Raw genomic sequence first — 19,362 nt, 5'->3', positions numbered from 1 at the left:
CGTCTTCTCCCTGTCAGGACGCCCTGATTTCATTTGTCAGACTAAGCCATCTGTCTCCCAACCCGCGACGATCTGCTGAAGCGCTTCGCGGTCATGCTTTTCAAGTTGCGGCAGCCCCGGAAGCCGGACTTTGCCAATGGCTAGCCCCTGGATTTGCAAGGCTTCCTTTACGACCGTCACATTGGCGCCATTGCGGTATTTTGTGCGCATGGTTTCGAATTCGGCGATGCTCTCAACAAGCGAACGCGCGCGGTTGTAATCGCCGGCTTCCAGTGCACTCCACACCGCGAGCGAACGCTTGGGCGCAACATTGACCAGCCCGGATGTGAAACCGCGTCCGCCGAGCGCATAGAAGGGGAGGGCCCAGCTTTCCGCGAGGCCACAAATCCAGGTCGCATCCATCCCTTTTGTTGCCCGGCAGCATTCAAAGAACAGCATCGTGTTCTGGGATGCGAACTTTACCCCGGCAACTTTTGGATGGGTGGCAAGCCTGACCATTTCATCAAGCGGGATCAGATCAGAGCGGATATAGGCGACGATGGGCAGATCGATCGCTTCAGCAATTGCGATAAAGTAATCCACCTGAGCATGAGGCGCCGCAAAGGGGTCCAGCGGGTGATGAATCATCACACCGTCCGCACCGGCCGCGCTTGCCGCTTTTGCCACTTTTATGGCTTCACGCACCGAACGTCCTGCGGCGGCTGTAACTGCGGCTTTTCCAGCGGCAGCCTCAATTGCCAGTGACTGCAAACGAATGACTTCGTCTTCGGTCAGGCTGTAGAACTCTCCAGTATTGCCGCCGCTGACGATATTATGCACGCCCGCATCTGCAATGCGCGAGACGATTTTTGCCGTCAGCACAGGGTCGATTTCGCCCTGTGCGTCATAAGCGGTTGCATGCACGCCCGAAATGCCACGAAGCACCCGGCGGTAGCCTGCTAAATCCATTGTTTCCTCCCAATAGGCTGATCAGAAGACCAGTTCGATATGCGTCTCCCCTGCCTTTACGATGTGCTCACGCATCAACCGTTCGGCCAAATCCCCATTTCTTTTGGTTATCGCCAGCATGATGGCCTCGTGCTCGCCGAAAGACTGGCGGCGAACAACGTCTTGCGACAGCACGGTCACGCGCGCAGCGTGGTCATACATGCGTTGGGCGTTTTGTAACCGGCGCAGATATTCACAGCCGGATGCTTCATGTATCCCGTCGTGAAATTTTTCGTTCAGTTCAATCAATTCATTGACGTCGCCGGTTTCCACCGCCGCACGCATTTCCTCAATGGTGGCGCGAAGGAATTCAAAGGCTTCCTCGCTCCCGTGTTTTGCAGCCTGACGCGCGATGATGCTTTCTAAGGCGGCGCGTGCGAGCATCATTTCTTCTGCCTGACGTTCGTTGAAGCACACAAATGTGCCACGACGTGATTCCGTCCTGACCAGACCTTCACCCTCAAGCTGCCTCAGCGCTTCCTTGAGCGGGCTGGTGCTGATGCCAAGATCGGCTGCGAGCTGACGCTCATTCAGTTTTTCACCGGATTTCAGGCGACCGGAAATAATCGCTTCCCGCAAACTGTCATGCACATGATCTCTGAGATTTCTCAGCTTAATCGGCTTGAGAGCTAACGCCTGCGAATCCAAAGTTCAAATCTCCCTAAAACTCCCTGTTGAAAGAAATAGCCGTCTATTTTGTGATATGTCAATATCTGATGTATCAGATTTTAAATGGCAGTGAGCGATTGTGTTCGGGGGGTCCCAAGTGCCTCACGCTGCGCATCGAAATCGATGAGGGCTTGTGAAGCTGAAAACAAAAATGGCGCCGCAGCGCCATTCTTTAAAAGTCCGTCAAAAGACGATGTGCTGTTGATTATTCCGTCAGAGCCAGACGACGGCGAAGCCGCGCGGCCCTTCCGCCATTGACGTTTGCCGACAGCTTCTGAAATGCGTCGAGATAATTATCCTTGGTGCGAAGAATATGCGCTGTCAGTATCGTTGAGAGCTGGTCGCGCTTGTTCTCGGCCAAAAGGCTGATCATATGCGTATGATCTTTATAGGACCGATCCGGTTCACCTTCTGCGCGAATGGCCAGATGTGTTCTTAGAGATGCGACACGACCGAGAATAAGGTCATAGGCATTTTTTAGATAGCGGTTGCCGCAATGATGGAAGAAGGCGAGGTGAAATGCCGTATCAGCGCGCCCATAAGCCTGCATGTCGCCGCTTTCAACGGCCTCGGTCATGGCTTTCAATTGTTTCTGCAGTTCACTGACTGCTAGAGGCAGTGATTTTTGCGGGGTCAGCGCAATCGCCTGCTTTTCCAGTCCAACGCGATAGTCGCAAAGTTCAGCAATGTCTTCGAGCGTTGGCGTGAAGACATAGGTGCCGGATTTCGGGACGATGATCACCAGCCCTTCCATCTGCAACAGATTGAGCGCTTCGCGAACAGGCGTTCGGCTGACTTCAAATGCTGAGGCCAGCGTGTCTTCGGAGAGGTTTTCCCCGAAATCAAGCTCGGCGTCGACAATGGCCGCACGAATTTTATCAGCGATCGTCGGGACAAGACTCTTGCGGGGGGGCGTTTTCGGCTTTGTCATGCCAGTACACGGTCTCCTCAAAGAATTTCCGGCAGCGCGTTCAAGATCGCTGCCGGTAATGTGGTCTAGTCGCGTTTCGCTTTCAAGCTCATGCAGAGGAAGAAGCTAATGATCGGAAATATTGCAAGTACCAGAAGCGAGATCGAAAAACTATCGGTCGTCGTTTTGACCCAGCCCACAATATAGGGGCCAGTAAAGCCGCCGATCTGCGCAAAGCCGTTGATTGCAGCCAGACCGCCAGCGGCTGCCGCTCCGGTAAGGAACTGCGTTGGCAAGGTCCAGAATACGCCAAGGTATGACCAGAGGAAAAAAGCGCAGATGCAGAGAAGCAGCAGGCCCAGATAAGGGTTGGGCGCAAGTGCGCTTGCTGCCAGGAAGAGGCCGCCGAACAGGCCGGAGATAGCCGTGTGAATCTTGCGTTCACCCGTGCGGTCGGAACTGCGCGAAATGAAGACGAGCCCGAATGCTGCGAAAATGAACGGTATGGCCGAGACAAAGCCGGACTGCAGGGTCGTCAGACCGAAGGTCTTCACGATCTGCGGCAGCCACATGATCACGCCATAAACTGCGATGCCATTGAACATGTAAACCAGCGTGAGAAGCCATACCCGGAAATCGCTGAAGATTTCGCGCAGGCTGTGACGCGTGTCGGGCTGGGTGTTCTTTCCGTCTTCGGCAAGCTGTTCAAGGAGCCAGGCACGCTCGTCCGCCGCCAGCCATTTGCTGTCCTTTTGCGGTGAATCGACGAGATAGAAGAAGGTGATAACACCGAGAACGATGGCAGGAAGTCCTTCAAGAATGAACATTGCCTGCCAGCCATGCAAGCCAAACAGACCTTCGCCTGCATCGATCAACCAGCCGGAAATCGGAGCTCCGATGACAATCGACAACACGGTTGCGGCCATGAAGAGGGCCGTCGCGCGGCCACGTTCTTTGGCAGGAAACCAGTAGGTCAGATAGAGGAGGACGCCCGGCGCAAAACCCGCTTCGGCAACGCCGAGCAGAAAGCGAAGGATGTAAAAGGACGTAGGTCCCTGCACGAAGGCCATCGCACAGGAGACGATGCCCCAGGTGACCATGATACGGGCGATCCAGATCCGCGGGCCGACTTTGTGCAGGATCATGTTGCTCGGGATTTCAAAAGCCAGATAGCCGATGAAGAAAATTCCCGCACCAAGACCGAACATGTAAGGGGTCAGGCCGATGTCATCATTCATGTGCAGCGCGGCGAAGCCGATATTCACGCGATCCAGATAGTTCACGATGAAGCAGATGAAGCAGAACAGGACGATGCGCATGTTGAGTTTGCGGATCGTTCGGTCGCGTAGACTTGTATTCAAATGAGCGCCGTCAGCACGGATAGCATCCGCCATGACATTCCTCCCTAAGCTTGATGCCGCCCTCCGCGACACCTTTCGTCGGGCACCTATAGACCGGAAAGGAAGTACGCACAAGTGGCATACATTAACTAGAACCCTAGTTGACAATCTGGCTGTTCTGGTCATTCTTGCCGCCGACTGAAACAGGACGCCATTTGTGGCGGGAGGATTAAAGTGCAGCAATCTCAATCGGCAATCGCCAGCTCGGGTTATTTCGTTGACCGGACCGTTCTTGTCACTGGAGGCGCTTCGGGAATCGGACGTGCCGTTACCGACAAGCTGGTGGGGCTTGGTGCGAAAGTTGCGGTGTGGGACATCAATGCCGAGCGACTCGCTGAATGTCAGGCCGTTCATGGCGATCGCGTGTTGACCGCAACGGTCAATGTTGCCGAACAGTCGTCGGTTGAAGCGGCCATGGAAGCTCTTGTGCAGTCGTTTGGCGGCATTGATCATCTTTTGAACAATGCCGGTATCATCGGACAGCGCATGACTGTTGAAGATATGAACGAGCCGGAACTTGATCGTGTTCTGAGCGTCAATCTGAAGAGCGCTTTTTATGTTTCCAGCGCGTTCATCCGCGCTCCTTCCAGTCGTGATGACCGCTCCGTTGTCAATTTGTCTTCGATTGCGGCCCGCACCGGCGGCATGGTCGGCAACATCGTCTACGCAACGACCAAAGGCGCAATCGCATCTTTCACGGTCGCACTTGCCAAGGAACTTGCACCGAAAGCGCGTGTTAATGCGCTGGCTCCCGGCGTCATCAACACGGAAATTCAGCAGGATGTTTTTGCTGATCCGGCCAATATCGAAGCAATGGCCAATATGATCCCGCTGAAGCGGCTTGGCACTGCGGTTGAAGTTGCTGATGCAGCTGTTTGGCTCCTCTCCGGAGAGGCGTCCTATATTACCGGTGTCGTTGTGGATGTTTCTGGCGGTCGCTGAACAGGGAGAGCATGATGAAAAATACAGCTGAAAAACTGAGAGCTGGCATTGAGTCCGGTCGGTTGCTTCAAACGCCCGGCGCAGCCGATGCATTGACGGCACGACTGGTCGAAATGGCGCAATTTCCGGCCATTTACATGACCGGTTTCGGAGCGACGGCCTCGCGGTTGGGTTTGCCGGATATTGGTCTGCTGTCGCAAACAGAGATGACGACACACGCGCGCGACATGGTTCGCGCGGTCGATATTCCGGTCATCGCGGACGCTGATACCGGTTATGGCGGTCCCGCCAATATCTGGCGCACGGTCGAGGAGTATATCCAGGCTGGCGTTGCCGCCATTCATCTTGAAGACCAGCAATTGCCGAAGCGATGCGGGCAACGTTCGGGCGTACGGGTTATTCCTGCAGAGGAAAACATTCGCCGTCTGCGCTGTGCCGTGGAAGCACGTGGCCAGCACCCGATGCTGTTGATTGCGCGGACGGATGCGATCCAGAGCGAAGGCATTGATGAAGCCATTCGTCGCGCTAAGCTCTATCAGGATGCGGGTGCCGACCTGGTTTTTGTCGATGGGATCAAGAAGATCGCCGACGTCGAGGCGGTGTCTAAGGGCGTACAGGGTCCGAAAGTCGTCAGCATCGTTGACGGCAATGAGACCACCGCGCTGAAGGCAAAGGACTTGGAAGAGCTTGGCTTCAACATCGCTTTCTATGCGCTTTCTGCCCTTTTCTCAGCGGTTAAAGCCGTTCGGGACACTCTTGATGTGCTGAAGGCGGAAGGCACTCCGCTTAGCCGCGCAGATGCCATGGTGACATATGCTGAGTTCAGCGCCGTAACTGGACTCGCCGGCTATGATGTGCTGGACGACCGCTACGGTTGGCCTGAACACAAATAATTGGCTCACCGAATACCCATAAGAACGCCGGTCGCGCCAGTCGCGATCGGCGTTAAAAGGACGTGCTCGAAAAGAATATGACGACTGGCGGATTAAAAGGCGGGACCGGGTGTTGATGCTATAATGCAGCAGACATGGGAGGTCGTCATGATCCGCGCACTCTCGATTTCAATACTACTCTTTGTTTCGCCAGCGTCGTCGTTGGCCGATAGTCTGGAAGCCGTCAACGGACATTATACGATCCAGCGCTCATCAATGATCGGCTTTCGTGTTGGTCAGGTTGGCGGCGGCGGTCTGGCGGGTTCGTTTGCTGAATTTGCGGGCGATTTTAATCTCAACGCTCAAAATCTGGCAAAGTCGTCCGTGTCCTTTACGCTGAAGCCAGCGAGCGTCGACGCAAGACAGAGGCGCATCAGCGACTTTCTCAAATCGTCAGCCGTCTTTGATATTGAGCACTATCCGGTTCTCGCATTTCGCTCGACAAAGATCACCCAGACGGGACCACTGAATGCCCGGATCGACGGCGTTCTGACTGCCCGCGGCAAGACACATGGTGAAACATTCTTCGCGTCCATGGTTGGTCATGACGAGAAAACTGTTACGTTTCATGTGACCGGCGAGGTTTTGCGTTCGCCCTATGGCATGGATGTCGGCACGCCGATCTATTCCAATGTTGTCGATTTCGACATGGAGCTACTGGGCGAAAAATAATGTTAGATGATCGGGATTAAATTCATTCCTACGGTGTTCTTCAAGACGGAGACTAAGACCAACCCGTAGAGGAGGACTATCATGATTAAAGTGACAGCATTTTTGGCGACAGCCGCCCTCGTCGTTAGCATGCCACTGGCCGCACATAGTGAAGATTATGCGTCTGGCGCCGTCAAGACGATGAAAACGGCGAAGGGTGAAGTTCTGACCGACGCAAAGGGCATGACCCTCTATGTATTCGACAAGGACAGCAAGGGAACATCCAACTGTTACGATGACTGCGCGAAGAAGTGGCCGCCTCTGACGGCTTCCAAGGGTGCAAAAATGGATTCTGAGTTCACTCTCGTCACACGCAAAGATGGCACGAAACAGTGGGCACATGAAGAACAGCCGCTATATCTCTGGCAAGGCGATAAAAAACCCGGTGACGTGTCAGGCGACGGGGTTGGCGGTGTCTGGCATATAGCCAAGGATTGAGTGCAGGACCGGTTCGAGAATGTCGCGCTTTTTGGAAGAAATGGAGGAATGTGTTCCCGCGCTCAGGCGTTACGCCCGAGCGCTGACACATGACATCGATCGGGCGGACGATCTCGTGCAGGATTGTCTGGAGCGCGCAATTCGCAAAAGCAGTTTATGGAAACCATCTGGTCCATTGCGTGCCTGGCTTTTCCGCATCCTCGTTAACCTGTGGCGCAATGAGTTGCGCCACAGACGCCGGGCTCCGGACAGTGCGCCACTGTCGAGCGTTATGGTTGAACCACAGGTGCCAAGCGCATCGCCGTCCAGACTTGCTTTCGCCGAGACGGCGCGGGCAATACAAACATTGCCTTCGGAGCAACGCGAAGCGCTTCTGCTGGTCGCAGTTGAAGGTATGAGCTACACAGAGGCGGCTTCCGTGCTTGAGGTTCCACTTGGTACATTGATGTCACGTCTGGGACGAGCTCGCGCAACATTGCGCAGTCTTACAGAGGAGAACGGTTCGCATTTGAGGGCCTTGAAATGAAAAACAGGTTGATCAGTGACGCTGAATTGCAAGCCTATGTGGATGGGCTGCTTCCTGTTGAGCGTCGTCAGGTGATCGAGGCAGAACTGTCAGCCAATCCTCAACTGGCCTCAGAGATTGGTGTCTGGCAGCGACAAAATGAAACTTTGCAGGCACTCTATTCGCATGTCGCGCAGGAGCCTGTACCAGCACGGTTGAACCCGGGGGCCATCAGAGACGAAATTCGATCCACGCGGCAGGGTTCCTGGCGCATGGCAGCTGCTGCTGTAGTGTTGGTCGCTGTAGGGGCAGGGGCTGGATGGTTTGGTCGTGATGCTCTCGAGGCCACGCCACCATCATCAATGCCGCTCGTAAGCGAAGCGATGGCCGCCCATAGTCTTTATACAAGTGAAATTGTGCATCCGGTTGAGGTGAAAGCAGAGCAGGAGCAACATCTGTCTGCCTGGCTTTCCAAGCGACTGGAGCGGACCCTCGTCATACCTGACCTGCGGACAGAAGGGCTCTCTTTGGTTGGCGGTCGTCTTTTGCCAGCCAATGGTGGGCCAGCGGCCCAATTGATGTATGAGGACACGAGCGGCAAACGCGTGACGCTTTTTATTGTTCCTTCTGACGATAACAAGGAAACATCATTGCGTTATCTGACACGGGGTAATCTGGAGGCGCTCATCTGGAGCGATAATGCGCTCAATTGCGCGCTTGTCGGTGACTTGCCGCGCCCGCGTCTTCAGCAAATTGCCATGAGCGCCTACAAGCAGTTCGAATAGGGTGGAGGTTGGTTTCGGGAGGGTGTCATGTGGCGTAACACACGAGCCGCTTACAGCTGCCTCACACAAATCCTGCACTGGTCGATTGCTCTGTTGATCGTCGTGCAGATTGGTCTCGGATTTCTCACTCAGGAAACAGCGAATAAACCGGCGCTCCAGTTTTCGCTTTACCAATGGCATAAATCGGTTGGCTTTTTGATCCTTGCACTCGCTCTGGTCCGATTGTTCTGGTTCGTTGTAAACACCCGACCCTTGTCGAGTGCCGGGGTCAGTCCATTGGAATGGCGTCTTGCACGCATTGTTCACAAGCTACTGCTGGCATTGACAATCGCGGTACCAGTTACCGGCTGGGCAATTGTGTCGACTTCGCCGCTTGGCATTCCAAGCTATGTCTTTGACCTCTTTGTCATGCCGAATATGCCGCTACCGGTTTCAGATGCCGATGAAGCATTCTGGTCGTGGCTACATGCAATATTTGTGTATGGCACTATGGGACTGGTTGCGTTGCATGCAGGGGCAGCGTTGCATCACCATTTCTTCCGGCAAGATGACACTCTGCGGAGAATGATCACATGTCGGCACGACTTGAAGAAGGTTGATTGAACGCAGTTCGTAGCAGCGGAAAGACAACGGACAATCCTCCAAAACGAAAACAGGTGCCCGGCTTTTAGCGGGGCACCTGTTTGGTGTCTTTTGGTACAACGTTTTGATTGCTGTTTGTTATGCCTTGCCGAGACGCTTGCGCAGTTCAGTATTTTCCGAACGAAGCTTCGCAGCCAGTTCCTTGCGCAGCTTGATGTTTTCGGCTTCCAGTGCCACAAGCGCCTTCAGATCGTCGCTCGTCGAAGATGCCTTTGCGGCAGCTGCCGGTGCTGCGGTCTTTCCAGCAGCGTTCTTCCAGTTGTAATAGGTCTGTTCGCTGACTTCAGCCTGCTGCAGTGCAGCCTTCAATGTGGTCTTGCCGCCCTTGGTGGCCTTCTCGACAGATGCAAGAATGGAAGCACGTTCTGCAGGCGTATATCGCTTTACCTGACGACCAGCCGGAGCAGCAACAGCTGCTGCGGCAGCTTTGACGGTCTTGGGCGCAGCCTTTGCAGCTTTAGGAGCCTTGGCTGCTTTTGCAGCTGGCTTTGCGACAGCAGCTTTTGGCTCAGCCTTCTTGCGCGGTGCGCGGGTTTTCGGCTTGGCGCTTGCTGGCTCAGCTGCAGCGGTCTGGTTTGCTTCTACAATGGTTTCATCAGCCATGTTCAGGTTCTCCTGGATTGATACTCGGGTAAGCTTTCCGGTCGCCGAATATATGGGACAATGCTTAATGCAACTATAAGTGCCATTACTTTGACACTTTGTGAAGAGATGCCCTCAAATGAGCATGGTGAGCTGATCTATTATATGTCTCGATTGTTTGTTGAAAACCGAGGATGGAATCTATAGGTAGAGCGTAGTACCTGTCGGGGCACCTCCATAGAAATTGATTGAGAAAGCTATTTTCGGATGAAGAATCCAATCCGCAATGTTGTCGTTGAATATAAGAACCGACGTGCACGTAAGGGCGGCAATTCGCTTTGGGGCAATCTCGATCTGAAATCGATTGCACGTGCAGTGGAAGAGGACACCAAGGCACCGGCACCTGTCGAACCAACACAGCCCGCGATTTCCGCAACCAGCAGTGAGCCTGTAACGACAACCCACGAGCCATCGCTTCAGGTGGAAGCCGTTGTTGAGCCGAAGATCGTTGTTGCAGACGCAACGGAAATCATCCTAGCTGAAGCAGAAGTCGCTCCGCAGGAAACCCAAAATCCCGTCGCTGCCAAAGCGGCGACTTCTCCTGTCCGCACAAGGAAAAAGCTCAACACTCCCCGTCGTTTAAAGTCACTTGCTGACAAGCCGGTGAAGGTCAAGTCAGCGCCCAAGGCCACAGCTGACATTCTGGATGAACTGGCTGCGCTAGAAGCAGAGAATGTCGCGCTAAAGCGGCAGCTAGCCGAGAAGCTGAGCATAGAGAATAAACGTATGCGGAAAATGCTTCTCCGCATAGAGACCCAGATTAAGCTTTAACAAAAAGCTCGTCTCGCTATGCGGCTATCTGGTGGCCGCTGCCGCCTGGGATACGTTCTCAAGTCGGTCAGCTTTCCTCAAGACGCCAGCCGTCGTTGCCATAAAGGCGATGATGAGACCATAGACCAATAATGTTGTTTGCAGGCCGAGATACGGCATCATGATCCCTGCGAGAACGACTGGCACGCCAAAGGCAAGATAGCTGATCGTGAAGATCGAGGCGAAGACCTCTCCGCGTTCACTGGCGGGCGTTAGAGGAACTATGCTTCGCAAGCTCGCATAAAAGCAGGTTCCAAATCCTGTTCCAGCAATAAAAAGCGCGGCCAGATAGATTGCGATATTGGATGAAAGAATGCCAACGAGCGTAAATATAGTTCCGATGGCGAGACTGGTCGAGCCATAGAGCATGATGTGCCGGGGAGCGAACTTGCGCGCGACATAGCTTGCAATTGCTCCGCCAAGGGACAGCAGCGTGATGACGCTTGCCTGAGCAAAGTAATCATGAAAGTCAAATACGCGCGCCATGATAAGATGGCCAAGCGCGAGGTAAAATCCGCCTGTGGCCCAAGTGGCAACAATCGCCGGTGCGCACTTCCAGAAAATGCTTCTCACATTCGTTGGTAGTCCCAGCCGGGGCTGTAACGAGGTGAGAAAGCCGCGGTGACGCGGTGAACTTTCAGGCAAGATCCATATGATGGCCGCGAGTGTCAGGCTGATAGCAATGAGGCCGCCAAAAACATAGGTTCTTGGCTGATCAAAAACGTCCATGATGATGCCCGCGATCGGCGCGCCAGCTGCCAACCCAAGAAGCGGAACGACCGAGTTGCAGACAGCGGCGATACCCGGAAATCTGCGGGGTTCAAAGTCCACAACAGTCGCCGAGGAAGCGGTGATCAGTAACCCGCAGGCAATGCCTTGAACACATCGCGCGATCATCAATCCTGTGAGGCTAGCCGCTGTCATGAAGTCAAATGCGGATATCGCGAGTAGCAAGAAACCGAGGGAGAGAACGGGACGGCGTCCGATATAATCGGAACTTGCACCGGCGATCAGTAGCGTGGCGAGCAAAGCGCCGGCATAGATGGCAAAAATGCCCGTCAATGCTGCTGCGGAAAAGCCAATCTCCTGCTGTAACGCCGGATAAAAGGGAGAGGGCAGGCTTGCGCTGGCCATCATGACAAACTGGCTGAGCAAAGCAATTGTGAAACCGGGTCGGCTACCGCCTGCTGCTTTGATCTGATCATTCGACATGGTGCACCTGCTGCAATCGCCACGATACAATTGCGAAATGGTTCGATATTATTCGAACCATTTCCTACTATGAAACCGGCGACGGTTCAACTATATTCGAACCATGACGAATGAAATTCTATCTCACCCGGTTGATCTGGCTCATCCGAACTGCGAAGAAATCACGCTAACGCAGGTGCTTTTTGCGCTGAGCGATCCGTCGCGTCTAGAAATTGTGCGGCAATTGGATGACGGTCCGCTGGAGATGGCGCGGTGTCATTTAAGCGATCCGAATGTACCGAAATCGACACGTTCGCATCTGATGAAAGTGCTGCGTGAAAGTGGAGTCGTCTGGAACAAGCCGAATGGTCGCGGACGCTTGTTGTCACTGCGGCGCGAAGAGCTCGATCAACGTTTCCCGGGCCTTCTCGATGCGGTTCTCAACGTAGCAAAGGGCTAAGCTGCTTAAGGCCGCCTCATTCAGCGACGTCCTTTTTTAAGAGCAGTCCTTCGAGAAAAGTACGAAAAGCCTGCGCGGCTTTTTCCGAGGTAACTTCGGGATCGTCTGCATTGGCAATCCATTGTGCAGCGCTGCTGCTGGCTGCATTAATGAGGCGCGCGCCAGCTTCCGGATCGATGTCAACAATCATGCCAGCCTTTTGCAGGTCGGCGAGGCTGCGCGCCACCGTTGCAATGCAGCCATTGGCATTTGGCCAGCCTGATGGATCTCCAAGCACCGCGGGCCCATCTCTAAACATAATGCGCTGGATTTCTGGCTCGAGAGCCATCTGAACATAAGCAACATTCTCGTCAACGAAGCCCTGCCAGGGCGTGTCAGCCCGGGAAGAAATGGCGCAAAGCCTGTCCGTCATTTCTGCATCGATCTGATTGACCACCGCCTGCAACAGGCCCTTCTTGTCGCCGAAGTGATGGTAAAGCGCACCTCGCGTCAGACCTGCTGCGCCCGTGAAGTCATCCATTGAAGCATCCGCATAGCCGACCGTTCCGAATGCCTGGCGCCCTGCCGCGAGTAGTTTTGCCCGGGTTTCGGCGATCATCTCGCTACGGGGTTTGCGCATATCGTTCTCCAATTTCTACATACGTTACGTATATTAGTTGACATACGTCGCGTATCAACTAATTATTTGACATACGCTACGTATGTAAGTGGTAAATCCTTACCATCAAGGAACACGTCTATGTCCAATCCATATAGAGAGATTTTCCGTGCGCCGGGCGCACTGGGCTTTTCAACGGCAGCAGGCTTCGCGCGGCTTCCAATGGCAATGGCTCCAATTGGAATCGTCGCCATGTTGTCTCTAACGCATGGCGAATATTGGCTGGGAGGTGCAGTTTCAGCTACGTTCGCCCTGACCAACGCGTTTTTATCGCCGCAGATATCGCGGGCGGTCGACAAATACGGTCAACGGGCTGTTGTCGGGCCGGTTACGGCCATTTCGGTGATTGCATTTGCAGTGCTTATTCTGGCCGCCAATCAGAAATGGGCGAGCTGGACCTTGTTCGTTGCGGCGTTTCTGGCGGGCACGATGCCGAGTATACCTGCAATGGTCCGGGCGCGTTGGACGGAAATATTTCGCAACCGACCAGAGTTGAACACTGCTTTCGCGTTTGAATCAGCTGCCGACGAACTGGTCTATATTGCGGGTGCTTCGCTCTCTGTTGGCTTGGCCGTGGCCTTGTTCCCAGAAGCAGGAATGCTGATCAGTACAGTGTTTCTGGCAATTGGCACGGTTGCGTTTCTGGCACAGCGTACAACTGAACCCAGAGTCCGTGCTCCTGATCAAACCGGTCCCCAGCGCTCCGCTATCCGGCTCCGTTCGGTTCAGATTATTACACTTGCCCTTGTGTTTGTCGGCTCAACCTTTGCGACTGCGGAAGTCAGTGCTGTGGCAATCACCAGAGAGCTTGGTCAGCCCAATATGGCAAGTCTGGTCATTGGTGTTTACGCTATCGGGTCTTTTGCGGTCGGTCTTACTCTCGGTGCGCTTAAGCCAAGAATTCAATTGCCGTTGCAACTTCTGATCGCGGTTAGTGTGCTTGCAATTACGGCCTTACCGCTTTTGTTTGCCAGTTCGTCGGTTGTTTTGCTTGCCTTGGCTGTCTTCGTCAGTGGCGTTGCTATCTCGCCCACCTTCATCACCGCCTTTGGTCTCATTGAGCGTCGGGTGCCGGAAGCCATGTTAACTGAGGGAATCACATGGGTTATGACGGGCATCGGTATCGGGATGGCGCTCGGCGCCTTCATCGCAGGTTGGGTGGTTGATAATTTCGGGGCAGCGAACGGCTTCTGGGTGTCAATTGTAGCCACTGTAACGACCGTTCTGATCGTCGGCTTCGGACAGCGTGCTTTGTCAGGAGAGCGGACAACATCGGATGCCGATGTCAATTGTGTGGCTCAACCTGCCGAATAATGCGGTTTTGCGCTTGAGGATAGCCCCTGACGGAAAAGCTGTCGGGGGCTACTCGTGTCAGGTCACGCGGCCTCTTTCAGCAAGGAAGTCGAGAAGTGCCCGGACCCTTGATGGCAATGGACCGCCTTGACCGATGTAAACGGCATGGAACGCCTCACGGTCATGCGGATTTAAATGTTCCAGGACAGGCATAAGCCGTCCCGTAGCGATATCGTCGCGAACTGTGAATTCAGTCAGGCGTGCAAGTCCCGTTCCGCTCAGAGTCAGGCGTCGTACGGCTTCGCCATCGCTGGCCTGAACGCGTCCGACCGTTGGAACGACGATGTGCTCGCCGTTTTGGACCATCGGCCAACCATCTGTTGTTCGTATATATCCAAGACCGATGCAACTATGAGAAGCGAGTTCTTCGAGCGTTTGCGGTGTGCCGAAGCGGTCGAGATAAGCGGGTGCACCAACCACAATCATCGACGTCTCTCCAAGCTTGCGTGCGACGAGGCTTGAACTCTTCAACGGTCCTGCTCGCACCGCCACATCTATCCGCTCAGTTAGCAGATCGACGACAGTGTCGCTGAGTGTCAGATCAAGAGTGACATCCGGATATAGTTCCAGAAATGCAGGCAGTATCGGCGCAAGAACATGCGTTGCGTAAGATGGGCTGGTGCTGAAGCGGATGCGACCGACAGGTCTTTCGCCTACACCTGCAACGCGTTCGGCGTCTTCAATATCGACAAGAATCCGGGTTGCGCGCTCATAAAAAGCACATCCCTCGGGCGTCAGCTGAAGCGCGCGCGTGGAACGATTTATCAGGCGTGCACCAAGCCGCGTTTCTAAACGGGCGACCAGCTTGCTGACAGCTGAGGGCGTCATCCGGCAAGCTCTGGCTGCCGCTGAAAAGCCACCTTGTTCCACAACGCTGACAAAGACTTCCATCTCGCCAGAGCGGTTGATCTCTGATCTCGCCATTGGTCTTCTAATTCACAAATGATTTGAATTGTCCTATTCTATATCACAGGACGAGAGAGGTCTATGTTCATTCATCAATTGTTGCGGGGATCATGTTGCCCCACCGTTTTGAAAGGCAAAATCTCATGGAATACCGTTATCTGGGACGCTCTGGCCTCAAAGTGTCGCCCCTGAGCTTTGGCGCGGGAACGTTTGGTGGGACAGGCCCATTGTTCGGTGCATGGGGAAACACCGATGTGAAAGAGGCGCGCCGCCTCATCGACATATGTCTGGAGGCTGGTGTCAATCTGTTTGATACAGCCGATGTCTATTCGAACGGCGCTTCGGAAGAAGTTCTGGGCGCAGCAATCAGTGGACGGCGCGATAGCGTCATTATCTCAACCAAAATGAGCCTGCCGATTGGAGAGGGCCCCAATGATGCCGGGTCATCGCGATTTCGCCTGATACGTTCTGTAGAACAGGCGCTGAAGCGGCTCGATACCGACTACATCGATCTTCTGCAACTGCATGCCTTTGATGCGCATACGCCAGTGGAAGAAGTTTTGTCCACGCTTGATGTGCTCGTGCGGACAGGCAAAGTTCGCTATGTCGGCGTGTCGAATTTTTCCGGCTGGCAGATCATGAAGGCACTCGCTGTTGCAGATCGTTATGGCTGGCCGCGCTATATTGCCAATCAAGTCTATTATTCGCTCATTGGCCGGGATTATGAATGGGATCTGATGCCGCTTGGAGCCGACCAGGGACTGGGCGCGTTGGTCTGGAGCCCACTTGGATGGGGCCGATTAACCGGGAAAATCAAACGCGGCGAGGCCTTGCCTGAAGGTAGTCGCCTGCATGAGACCGCGAGCTATGGCCCGCCGGTGGAAACGGAACATCTTTTCAATGTTATCGATGCATTAGAGGTGGTCGCGGGAGAAACCGGCAAAACAGTGCCGCAAGTGGCGCTGAACTGGCTCCTGTCAAGACCGACAGTGGCATCGGTGATCGTGGGGGCCCGTAATGAAGAGCAATTGCGCCAGAATCTTGGGGCCGTGGGCTGGTCATTGTCTCCCCAGCAAATTGCAAAACTCGATGCAGCCAGTGCAGTTACGGCGCCATATCCACATTTTCCCTATCAACGTCAGGCAGGTTTTGCTCAAATCAATCCGCCTCTTATTGCGGGATGAGACACGGCTATTCGCTCCTTAGCGATCAGGCAGAACGTCACCTTGAACGGGAGTGCCGCTTGAGGTGACGAAACGGAAGGACCATGCTATAGGGATATCAACGGGCTGGGGAAAATCGTTGAAACGCCAATGACGGGGAGGGTTATGGCGGACGAAAAGCGAAAAACGGTCCGGCAGCGCCTTGCCACGATCATTATTGCTGGCGTCGGGAGCGCTTTGGCAAGTGCCATTTCCTATGCGACCGCCATCTATCATGCTGCCAATCCGGTGCCGTTGCAGGTCGTCACGGAAGGTGGAAAGATAGATACCGGGCGGTGGAACATCACAGTGTTCGATGCGCGGTTGAGCAATACGTCTCCAACAGGCCTTCAGCCGGTTGAACCCAAAAAGTTCCTTCTGATCGCTTTCGAAGCGGATAACCGCTCGGCGGAATCAGCATTCGTTCCAATGAAGTTGATCACACTTGATCCGCCGATAGCGGGGCTGGTTGATCCGACGATCTATCTCGCCAGAGACAAATTTGTAGCCGGCGCGATCCATCCGGGATTGCCGGAAAAACTGACCCTTGCCTGGGAAGTTCCTGCCAATGTCACGTTGCCGGATAAGATAAGGTTATTAGTTGGAAGCCAGATTTATAAAAAGCGCGACAATCTCTTTGGCGCATCCAACTGGCTGGACCGCGACCCGGTTGCTGCTGTCGAACTGAAAATAGCCGAATCCGCACCAGGAGACAGCGGATGAGACGCACGCTACTAACCTTCGTCGCAGTGGTTGCTACGATTGCGACCTTATACGCCATGCAGCATTCCACGCCTTATTACAGCGACATTGTTTCGATGGTCAAAGTACGCGGTGAAGCTGGAAAGCCGGTCTCAACTGCGAAATTCACCATGGGTGTCGCGGAGGCCTATATGGCGGATCAACTGGTCACATCCAGTTTCGGAAATGATCGCAACTATACGACGTCAGGTAAATGGCTGGTTCTGGAAGCCGCGGCAAGAGCGAACAAAGAGAGCATCAACCTGATGTCGGCTCTGTGGCAGGGACCAAGTGGCGCGCAATATGCATTGAGCCAACGTATCACCAATGCATGGGGCGTGCTCGGTTCGGAAAGGCTGGAACCGGGCATTCCAAGACCGGTCCTTCTCATATTTGAGTTGCCGGAACATGAGATCAAGGGCGGTTTTCTTCTCGTGGCTGAAAGCCTGATAACGCCGCTCGGGCAACAGGCAGAGATCCGCGTTGGTTTTCCCGATGAAAGCCATACGCAACACGCGATCCTGATCAAGCGCGGCGGTCGCATTCAACCATGGGCGTTGGAGGCGCGATGACAGTCGAACAAACTCTGAGCGAAAAACGATATTTCCGGATCAGTATCGTTCTACTCGTGCTATTCATCCCGCTTGCGGTTTTGGTCCACTCGCGCGGCGGCTTTATTGAATGGGCGCAGGAAAAACTGCGCCAGCCGACAATAGCTGAGAGAGGCGAAATGCCGGGCTATGCGGGCGCAAACTGGAAGCTTGTTGCGCTGACATCATTTCCCGGCGAGTTACCGCAGACCATTATGCTGGTCGCAGAAATGGAACTTGAAATCGACGATCCTGAGCGATTCAAACAGGCTATGCCGTGTATTATTGCCGTGACTGACAGCCAGAAACGCAGCTGGAGCCCAACTTTCCTGACAGATCAAATTCTGAAAAAGACGAAGCCGGATGCAGCTGAAAAACAGCACTGTCTCAATCTCATTCAAAGCGCTGAGAAAGGAACCGTAGAGATTGCTGAAACATTTCTTGTCCCCGCTGGCGCAAAGGATTTCGCAGTATCGGTTGCTATGCGGGGCGAACCGCATCAGAGCCTGCTTTTGAAGTAGCACCAGCAACTGCATATTCAAGCACGGCTGCCAGAAGTGCAACCCGCACGGCATCAAGCACAATACCACCGTCAAGCTCTGATGGGCTTCCTATCAGGATGACCAGTATATCGGAGATGCGTTGCCATGTTCCAATATCATAAGGGCCGATAGTATGCGTGATGGCATACCAGATCCAGGCGCCGCCCCAGCTGATTGCTTTATAAAACACGATGAAACTCAACAGCGTTCCAAGTCCGGCCCCGAACACAAGCCGCAGACACGTCCATACTGGTCGATACCGCGAACGATAGCCGCCCAGATAATGAGCAGCAAAGTCCATTAGCCAAACCCGTAACGTGGTCACGCGTGAGGGGAGAGGAGGGACTGATGCCCGCTTTGCGGACAGGTCATAGCCATAGATAATGGATGCCATCACCAACCAGACAAGCGGCAGCAGTGCATAAAAGAACAGGTTTTTTGCCTGCTCGATGAAACTTGGTTGGCGAAACTCAACAGGGACAGACTCTGGAGCTGCGGCATAGGCCTGAATTGAGAACCAGGTCGCATGAGCTTCAAGATACTCGAGAAACGAAGCTGCTCCCAACCATGCGATAAAATCGTCTTTCCATTTATCGAGAGCATAAAGACCAATGAATATCCAGCTTGCATCTGCTGCCACGATCAACAAGCGGAGCCATGGCGATTGCGTCTTGTCCGCGCTTTTCTTCGCAATCCACCGTATGAACCAGCAGAGAACGATCGCCGCAATCAGACTTCGGGATCGCACGAGATCGAAAATCTGAATTTTCTCCCCGAAAGCTGCGCGATCAAAGGCCAGTCGCGAATACTCGCGAATTGTGTCACCCAGAAATCCCCAAGCGGCATAATAAGCAAAAAATGGCAGAATGGCTGCGGCTGCCACCATAAGCATGCGGTCGCTACGCTTATCGTCTTTTCGGGGACTCGCCCTTGGAGCCGAATTTTCACGCAAGGCGGTTAGCGCAGGCAAACCGGGTCGCAAAACTGCAAACATCGTGATGACGACAAGGAGCTTGACCAAAACAACCAGTGACAGAATGACCATGCCGCCCAGCGGAAACTTGAGACCGGTCGCAACCGCCGCGCCCATCAGCAAGTCACGTGCTATGTATCCAATTGCGCCAACCAGAAGCAGCTGAGGCCAAAACCTAGCTAGAAGTCGACCAGTCTGCGATAGCAGGCCATCAATATCTTTAAAAATTGCCATTCGCGCAGTTTAACGGCGCGATCTACACCATTCAACCATAAATATATACTTCTCGCTTGCGGTGCTGCCAACGTCAAGCTCGCGGTCTCCGTACAGACCGGCTATCGACAGGATTGCCCGCTATTTTAGCTGCTTCCTG

23 protein-coding genes are annotated in these 19,362 nt (G+C 54.0%); 14 read left to right on the top strand and 9 right to left on the bottom strand.

Going from position 1 to position 19,362, the window contains the following annotated elements:
- Nucleotides 1–36: 36 nt before the first annotated feature.
- The 4 genes from FHW03_RS18660 to FHW03_RS18645 form a co-directional block, all read right to left on the bottom strand.
- Entirely contained in the window at nucleotides 37–948 is a 912-nt protein-coding gene (locus FHW03_RS18660) for a dihydrodipicolinate synthase family protein (RefSeq protein ID WP_182521975.1), read from the bottom strand.
- A 21-nt stretch (nucleotides 949–969) separates the two neighbouring features.
- A complete protein-coding gene (locus FHW03_RS18655; RefSeq protein WP_182521974.1) occupies nucleotides 970–1,578 on the bottom strand; it encodes a GntR family transcriptional regulator in 609 nt (202 codons plus the stop codon).
- A 283-nt stretch (nucleotides 1,579–1,861) separates the two neighbouring features.
- Nucleotides 1,862–2,587 (bottom strand): GntR family transcriptional regulator, encoded by a 726-nt coding sequence (locus tag FHW03_RS18650; RefSeq protein ID WP_182521973.1) that lies wholly within the window; start codon nucleotides 2,585–2,587, stop codon nucleotides 1,862–1,864.
- 65 nt (nucleotides 2,588–2,652) lie between these two features.
- Nucleotides 2,653–3,960: an MFS transporter gene (locus FHW03_RS18645; protein WP_182521972.1), complete on the bottom strand. Its 1,308-nt coding sequence runs from the start codon at nucleotides 3,958–3,960 to the stop codon at nucleotides 2,653–2,655.
- Between the two features lie 180 nt (nucleotides 3,961–4,140).
- Here FHW03_RS18645 and FHW03_RS18640 point away from each other — a divergent pair, with 180 nt between their 5' ends.
- The 7 genes from FHW03_RS18640 to FHW03_RS18610 all read left to right on the top strand — a co-directional run bounded on the left by FHW03_RS18640 (nucleotide 4,141) and on the right by FHW03_RS18610 (nucleotide 8,882).
- Nucleotides 4,141–4,908, top strand: coding sequence for an SDR family NAD(P)-dependent oxidoreductase (locus tag FHW03_RS18640; RefSeq protein WP_182521971.1), 768 nt, complete (start codon nucleotides 4,141–4,143; stop codon nucleotides 4,906–4,908).
- Nucleotides 4,909–4,919: 11 nt separating this feature from the next.
- Complete coding sequence (locus FHW03_RS18635; protein WP_377515179.1) at nucleotides 4,920–5,801, top strand: oxaloacetate decarboxylase; 882 nt, start codon at nucleotides 4,920–4,922, stop codon at nucleotides 5,799–5,801.
- A 147-nt stretch (nucleotides 5,802–5,948) separates the two neighbouring features.
- Nucleotides 5,949–6,512 carry a YceI family protein gene (locus tag FHW03_RS18630; protein WP_182521970.1) on the top strand — a complete coding sequence of 188 codons (564 nt, stop codon included), beginning with the start codon at nucleotides 5,949–5,951 and terminating at the stop codon, nucleotides 6,510–6,512.
- 84 nt (nucleotides 6,513–6,596) lie between these two features.
- Nucleotides 6,597–6,989, top strand: coding sequence for a hypothetical protein (locus tag FHW03_RS18625; RefSeq protein ID WP_377515212.1), 393 nt, complete (start codon nucleotides 6,597–6,599; stop codon nucleotides 6,987–6,989).
- Nucleotides 6,990–7,008: 19 nt separating this feature from the next.
- Nucleotides 7,009–7,515 carry a sigma-70 family RNA polymerase sigma factor gene (locus FHW03_RS18620; RefSeq protein WP_182521968.1) on the top strand — a complete coding sequence of 169 codons (507 nt, stop codon included), beginning with the start codon at nucleotides 7,009–7,011 and terminating at the stop codon, nucleotides 7,513–7,515.
- Nucleotides 7,512–8,279 carry an anti-sigma factor gene (locus tag FHW03_RS18615; RefSeq protein ID WP_182521967.1) on the top strand — a complete coding sequence of 256 codons (768 nt, stop codon included), beginning with the start codon at nucleotides 7,512–7,514 and terminating at the stop codon, nucleotides 8,277–8,279. The genes FHW03_RS18620 and FHW03_RS18615 overlap by 4 nt, the downstream gene beginning before the upstream one ends.
- A gap of 27 nt (nucleotides 8,280–8,306) precedes the next feature.
- Complete coding sequence (locus FHW03_RS18610) at nucleotides 8,307–8,882, top strand: cytochrome b (RefSeq protein ID WP_182521966.1); 576 nt, start codon at nucleotides 8,307–8,309, stop codon at nucleotides 8,880–8,882.
- A 117-nt stretch (nucleotides 8,883–8,999) separates the two neighbouring features.
- On the opposite strand, the gene FHW03_RS18605 is transcribed toward FHW03_RS18610, so the two are convergent.
- Entirely contained in the window at nucleotides 9,000–9,524 is a 525-nt protein-coding gene (locus tag FHW03_RS18605) for a transposase (protein ID WP_182521965.1), read from the bottom strand.
- A gap of 246 nt (nucleotides 9,525–9,770) precedes the next feature.
- On the opposite strand from FHW03_RS18605, the gene FHW03_RS18600 reads away from it, so the two are divergent.
- Nucleotides 9,771–10,334 (top strand): hypothetical protein, encoded by a 564-nt coding sequence (locus FHW03_RS18600; protein ID WP_182521964.1) that lies wholly within the window; start codon nucleotides 9,771–9,773, stop codon nucleotides 10,332–10,334.
- A 24-nt stretch (nucleotides 10,335–10,358) separates the two neighbouring features.
- Here the strand turns inward: FHW03_RS18600 and FHW03_RS18595 are convergent, their stop codons facing one another.
- The gene (locus tag FHW03_RS18595; RefSeq protein WP_182521963.1) at nucleotides 10,359–11,585 is read right to left on the bottom strand and encodes an MFS transporter; all 1,227 of its coding nucleotides are present in this window, start codon (nucleotides 11,583–11,585) and stop codon (nucleotides 10,359–10,361) included.
- A 103-nt stretch (nucleotides 11,586–11,688) separates the two neighbouring features.
- On the opposite strand from FHW03_RS18595, the gene FHW03_RS18590 reads away from it, so the two are divergent.
- Nucleotides 11,689–12,024 carry a helix-turn-helix transcriptional regulator gene (locus FHW03_RS18590; protein ID WP_182521962.1) on the top strand — a complete coding sequence of 112 codons (336 nt, stop codon included), beginning with the start codon at nucleotides 11,689–11,691 and terminating at the stop codon, nucleotides 12,022–12,024.
- Nucleotides 12,025–12,040: 16 nt separating this feature from the next.
- Here FHW03_RS18590 and FHW03_RS18585 read toward each other — a convergent pair whose 3' ends face one another.
- Complete coding sequence (locus FHW03_RS18585; RefSeq protein WP_182521961.1) at nucleotides 12,041–12,643, bottom strand: TetR/AcrR family transcriptional regulator; 603 nt, start codon at nucleotides 12,641–12,643, stop codon at nucleotides 12,041–12,043.
- 120 nt (nucleotides 12,644–12,763) lie between these two features.
- On the opposite strand from FHW03_RS18585, the gene FHW03_RS18580 reads away from it, so the two are divergent.
- On the top strand, nucleotides 12,764–13,996 hold the full coding sequence (locus FHW03_RS18580; RefSeq protein ID WP_182521960.1) for an MFS transporter: 1,233 nt from the start codon (nucleotides 12,764–12,766) through the stop codon (nucleotides 13,994–13,996).
- A gap of 57 nt (nucleotides 13,997–14,053) precedes the next feature.
- Here the strand turns inward: FHW03_RS18580 and FHW03_RS18575 are convergent, their stop codons facing one another.
- A complete protein-coding gene (locus tag FHW03_RS18575) occupies nucleotides 14,054–14,959 on the bottom strand; it encodes a LysR substrate-binding domain-containing protein (RefSeq protein ID WP_182521959.1) in 906 nt (301 codons plus the stop codon).
- Between the two features lie 125 nt (nucleotides 14,960–15,084).
- Here FHW03_RS18575 and FHW03_RS18570 point away from each other — a divergent pair, with 125 nt between their 5' ends.
- The 4 genes from FHW03_RS18570 (at nucleotide 15,085) to FHW03_RS18555 (ending at nucleotide 17,995) form a co-directional block, all read left to right on the top strand.
- Entirely contained in the window at nucleotides 15,085–16,125 is a 1,041-nt protein-coding gene (locus FHW03_RS18570) for an aldo/keto reductase (protein WP_182521958.1), read from the top strand.
- 144 nt (nucleotides 16,126–16,269) lie between these two features.
- Entirely contained in the window at nucleotides 16,270–16,866 is a 597-nt protein-coding gene (locus tag FHW03_RS18565; protein WP_182521957.1) for a hypothetical protein, read from the top strand.
- Nucleotides 16,863–17,456: a hypothetical protein gene (locus FHW03_RS18560; protein WP_182521956.1), complete on the top strand. Its 594-nt coding sequence runs from the start codon at nucleotides 16,863–16,865 to the stop codon at nucleotides 17,454–17,456. Before FHW03_RS18565 ends, FHW03_RS18560 begins: the two co-directional genes overlap by 4 nt.
- Nucleotides 17,453–17,995 carry a hypothetical protein gene (locus FHW03_RS18555; RefSeq protein ID WP_182521955.1) on the top strand — a complete coding sequence of 181 codons (543 nt, stop codon included), beginning with the start codon at nucleotides 17,453–17,455 and terminating at the stop codon, nucleotides 17,993–17,995. Before FHW03_RS18560 ends, FHW03_RS18555 begins: the two co-directional genes overlap by 4 nt.
- On the opposite strand, the gene FHW03_RS18550 is transcribed toward FHW03_RS18555, so the two are convergent.
- Nucleotides 17,955–19,223 (bottom strand): hypothetical protein, encoded by a 1,269-nt coding sequence (locus FHW03_RS18550; protein ID WP_182521954.1) that lies wholly within the window; start codon nucleotides 19,221–19,223, stop codon nucleotides 17,955–17,957. The two genes, FHW03_RS18555 and FHW03_RS18550, sit on opposite strands and share 41 nt — an antisense overlap.
- Nucleotides 19,224–19,362 lie beyond the last annotated feature (139 nt).

Source organism: Ochrobactrum sp. RH2CCR150 (assembly GCA_014138095.1).
Classification (GTDB): domain Bacteria; phylum Pseudomonadota; class Alphaproteobacteria; order Rhizobiales; family Rhizobiaceae; genus Brucella; species Brucella gambitense.
This window is presented reverse-complemented; position numbering and strand designations above follow the sequence as displayed.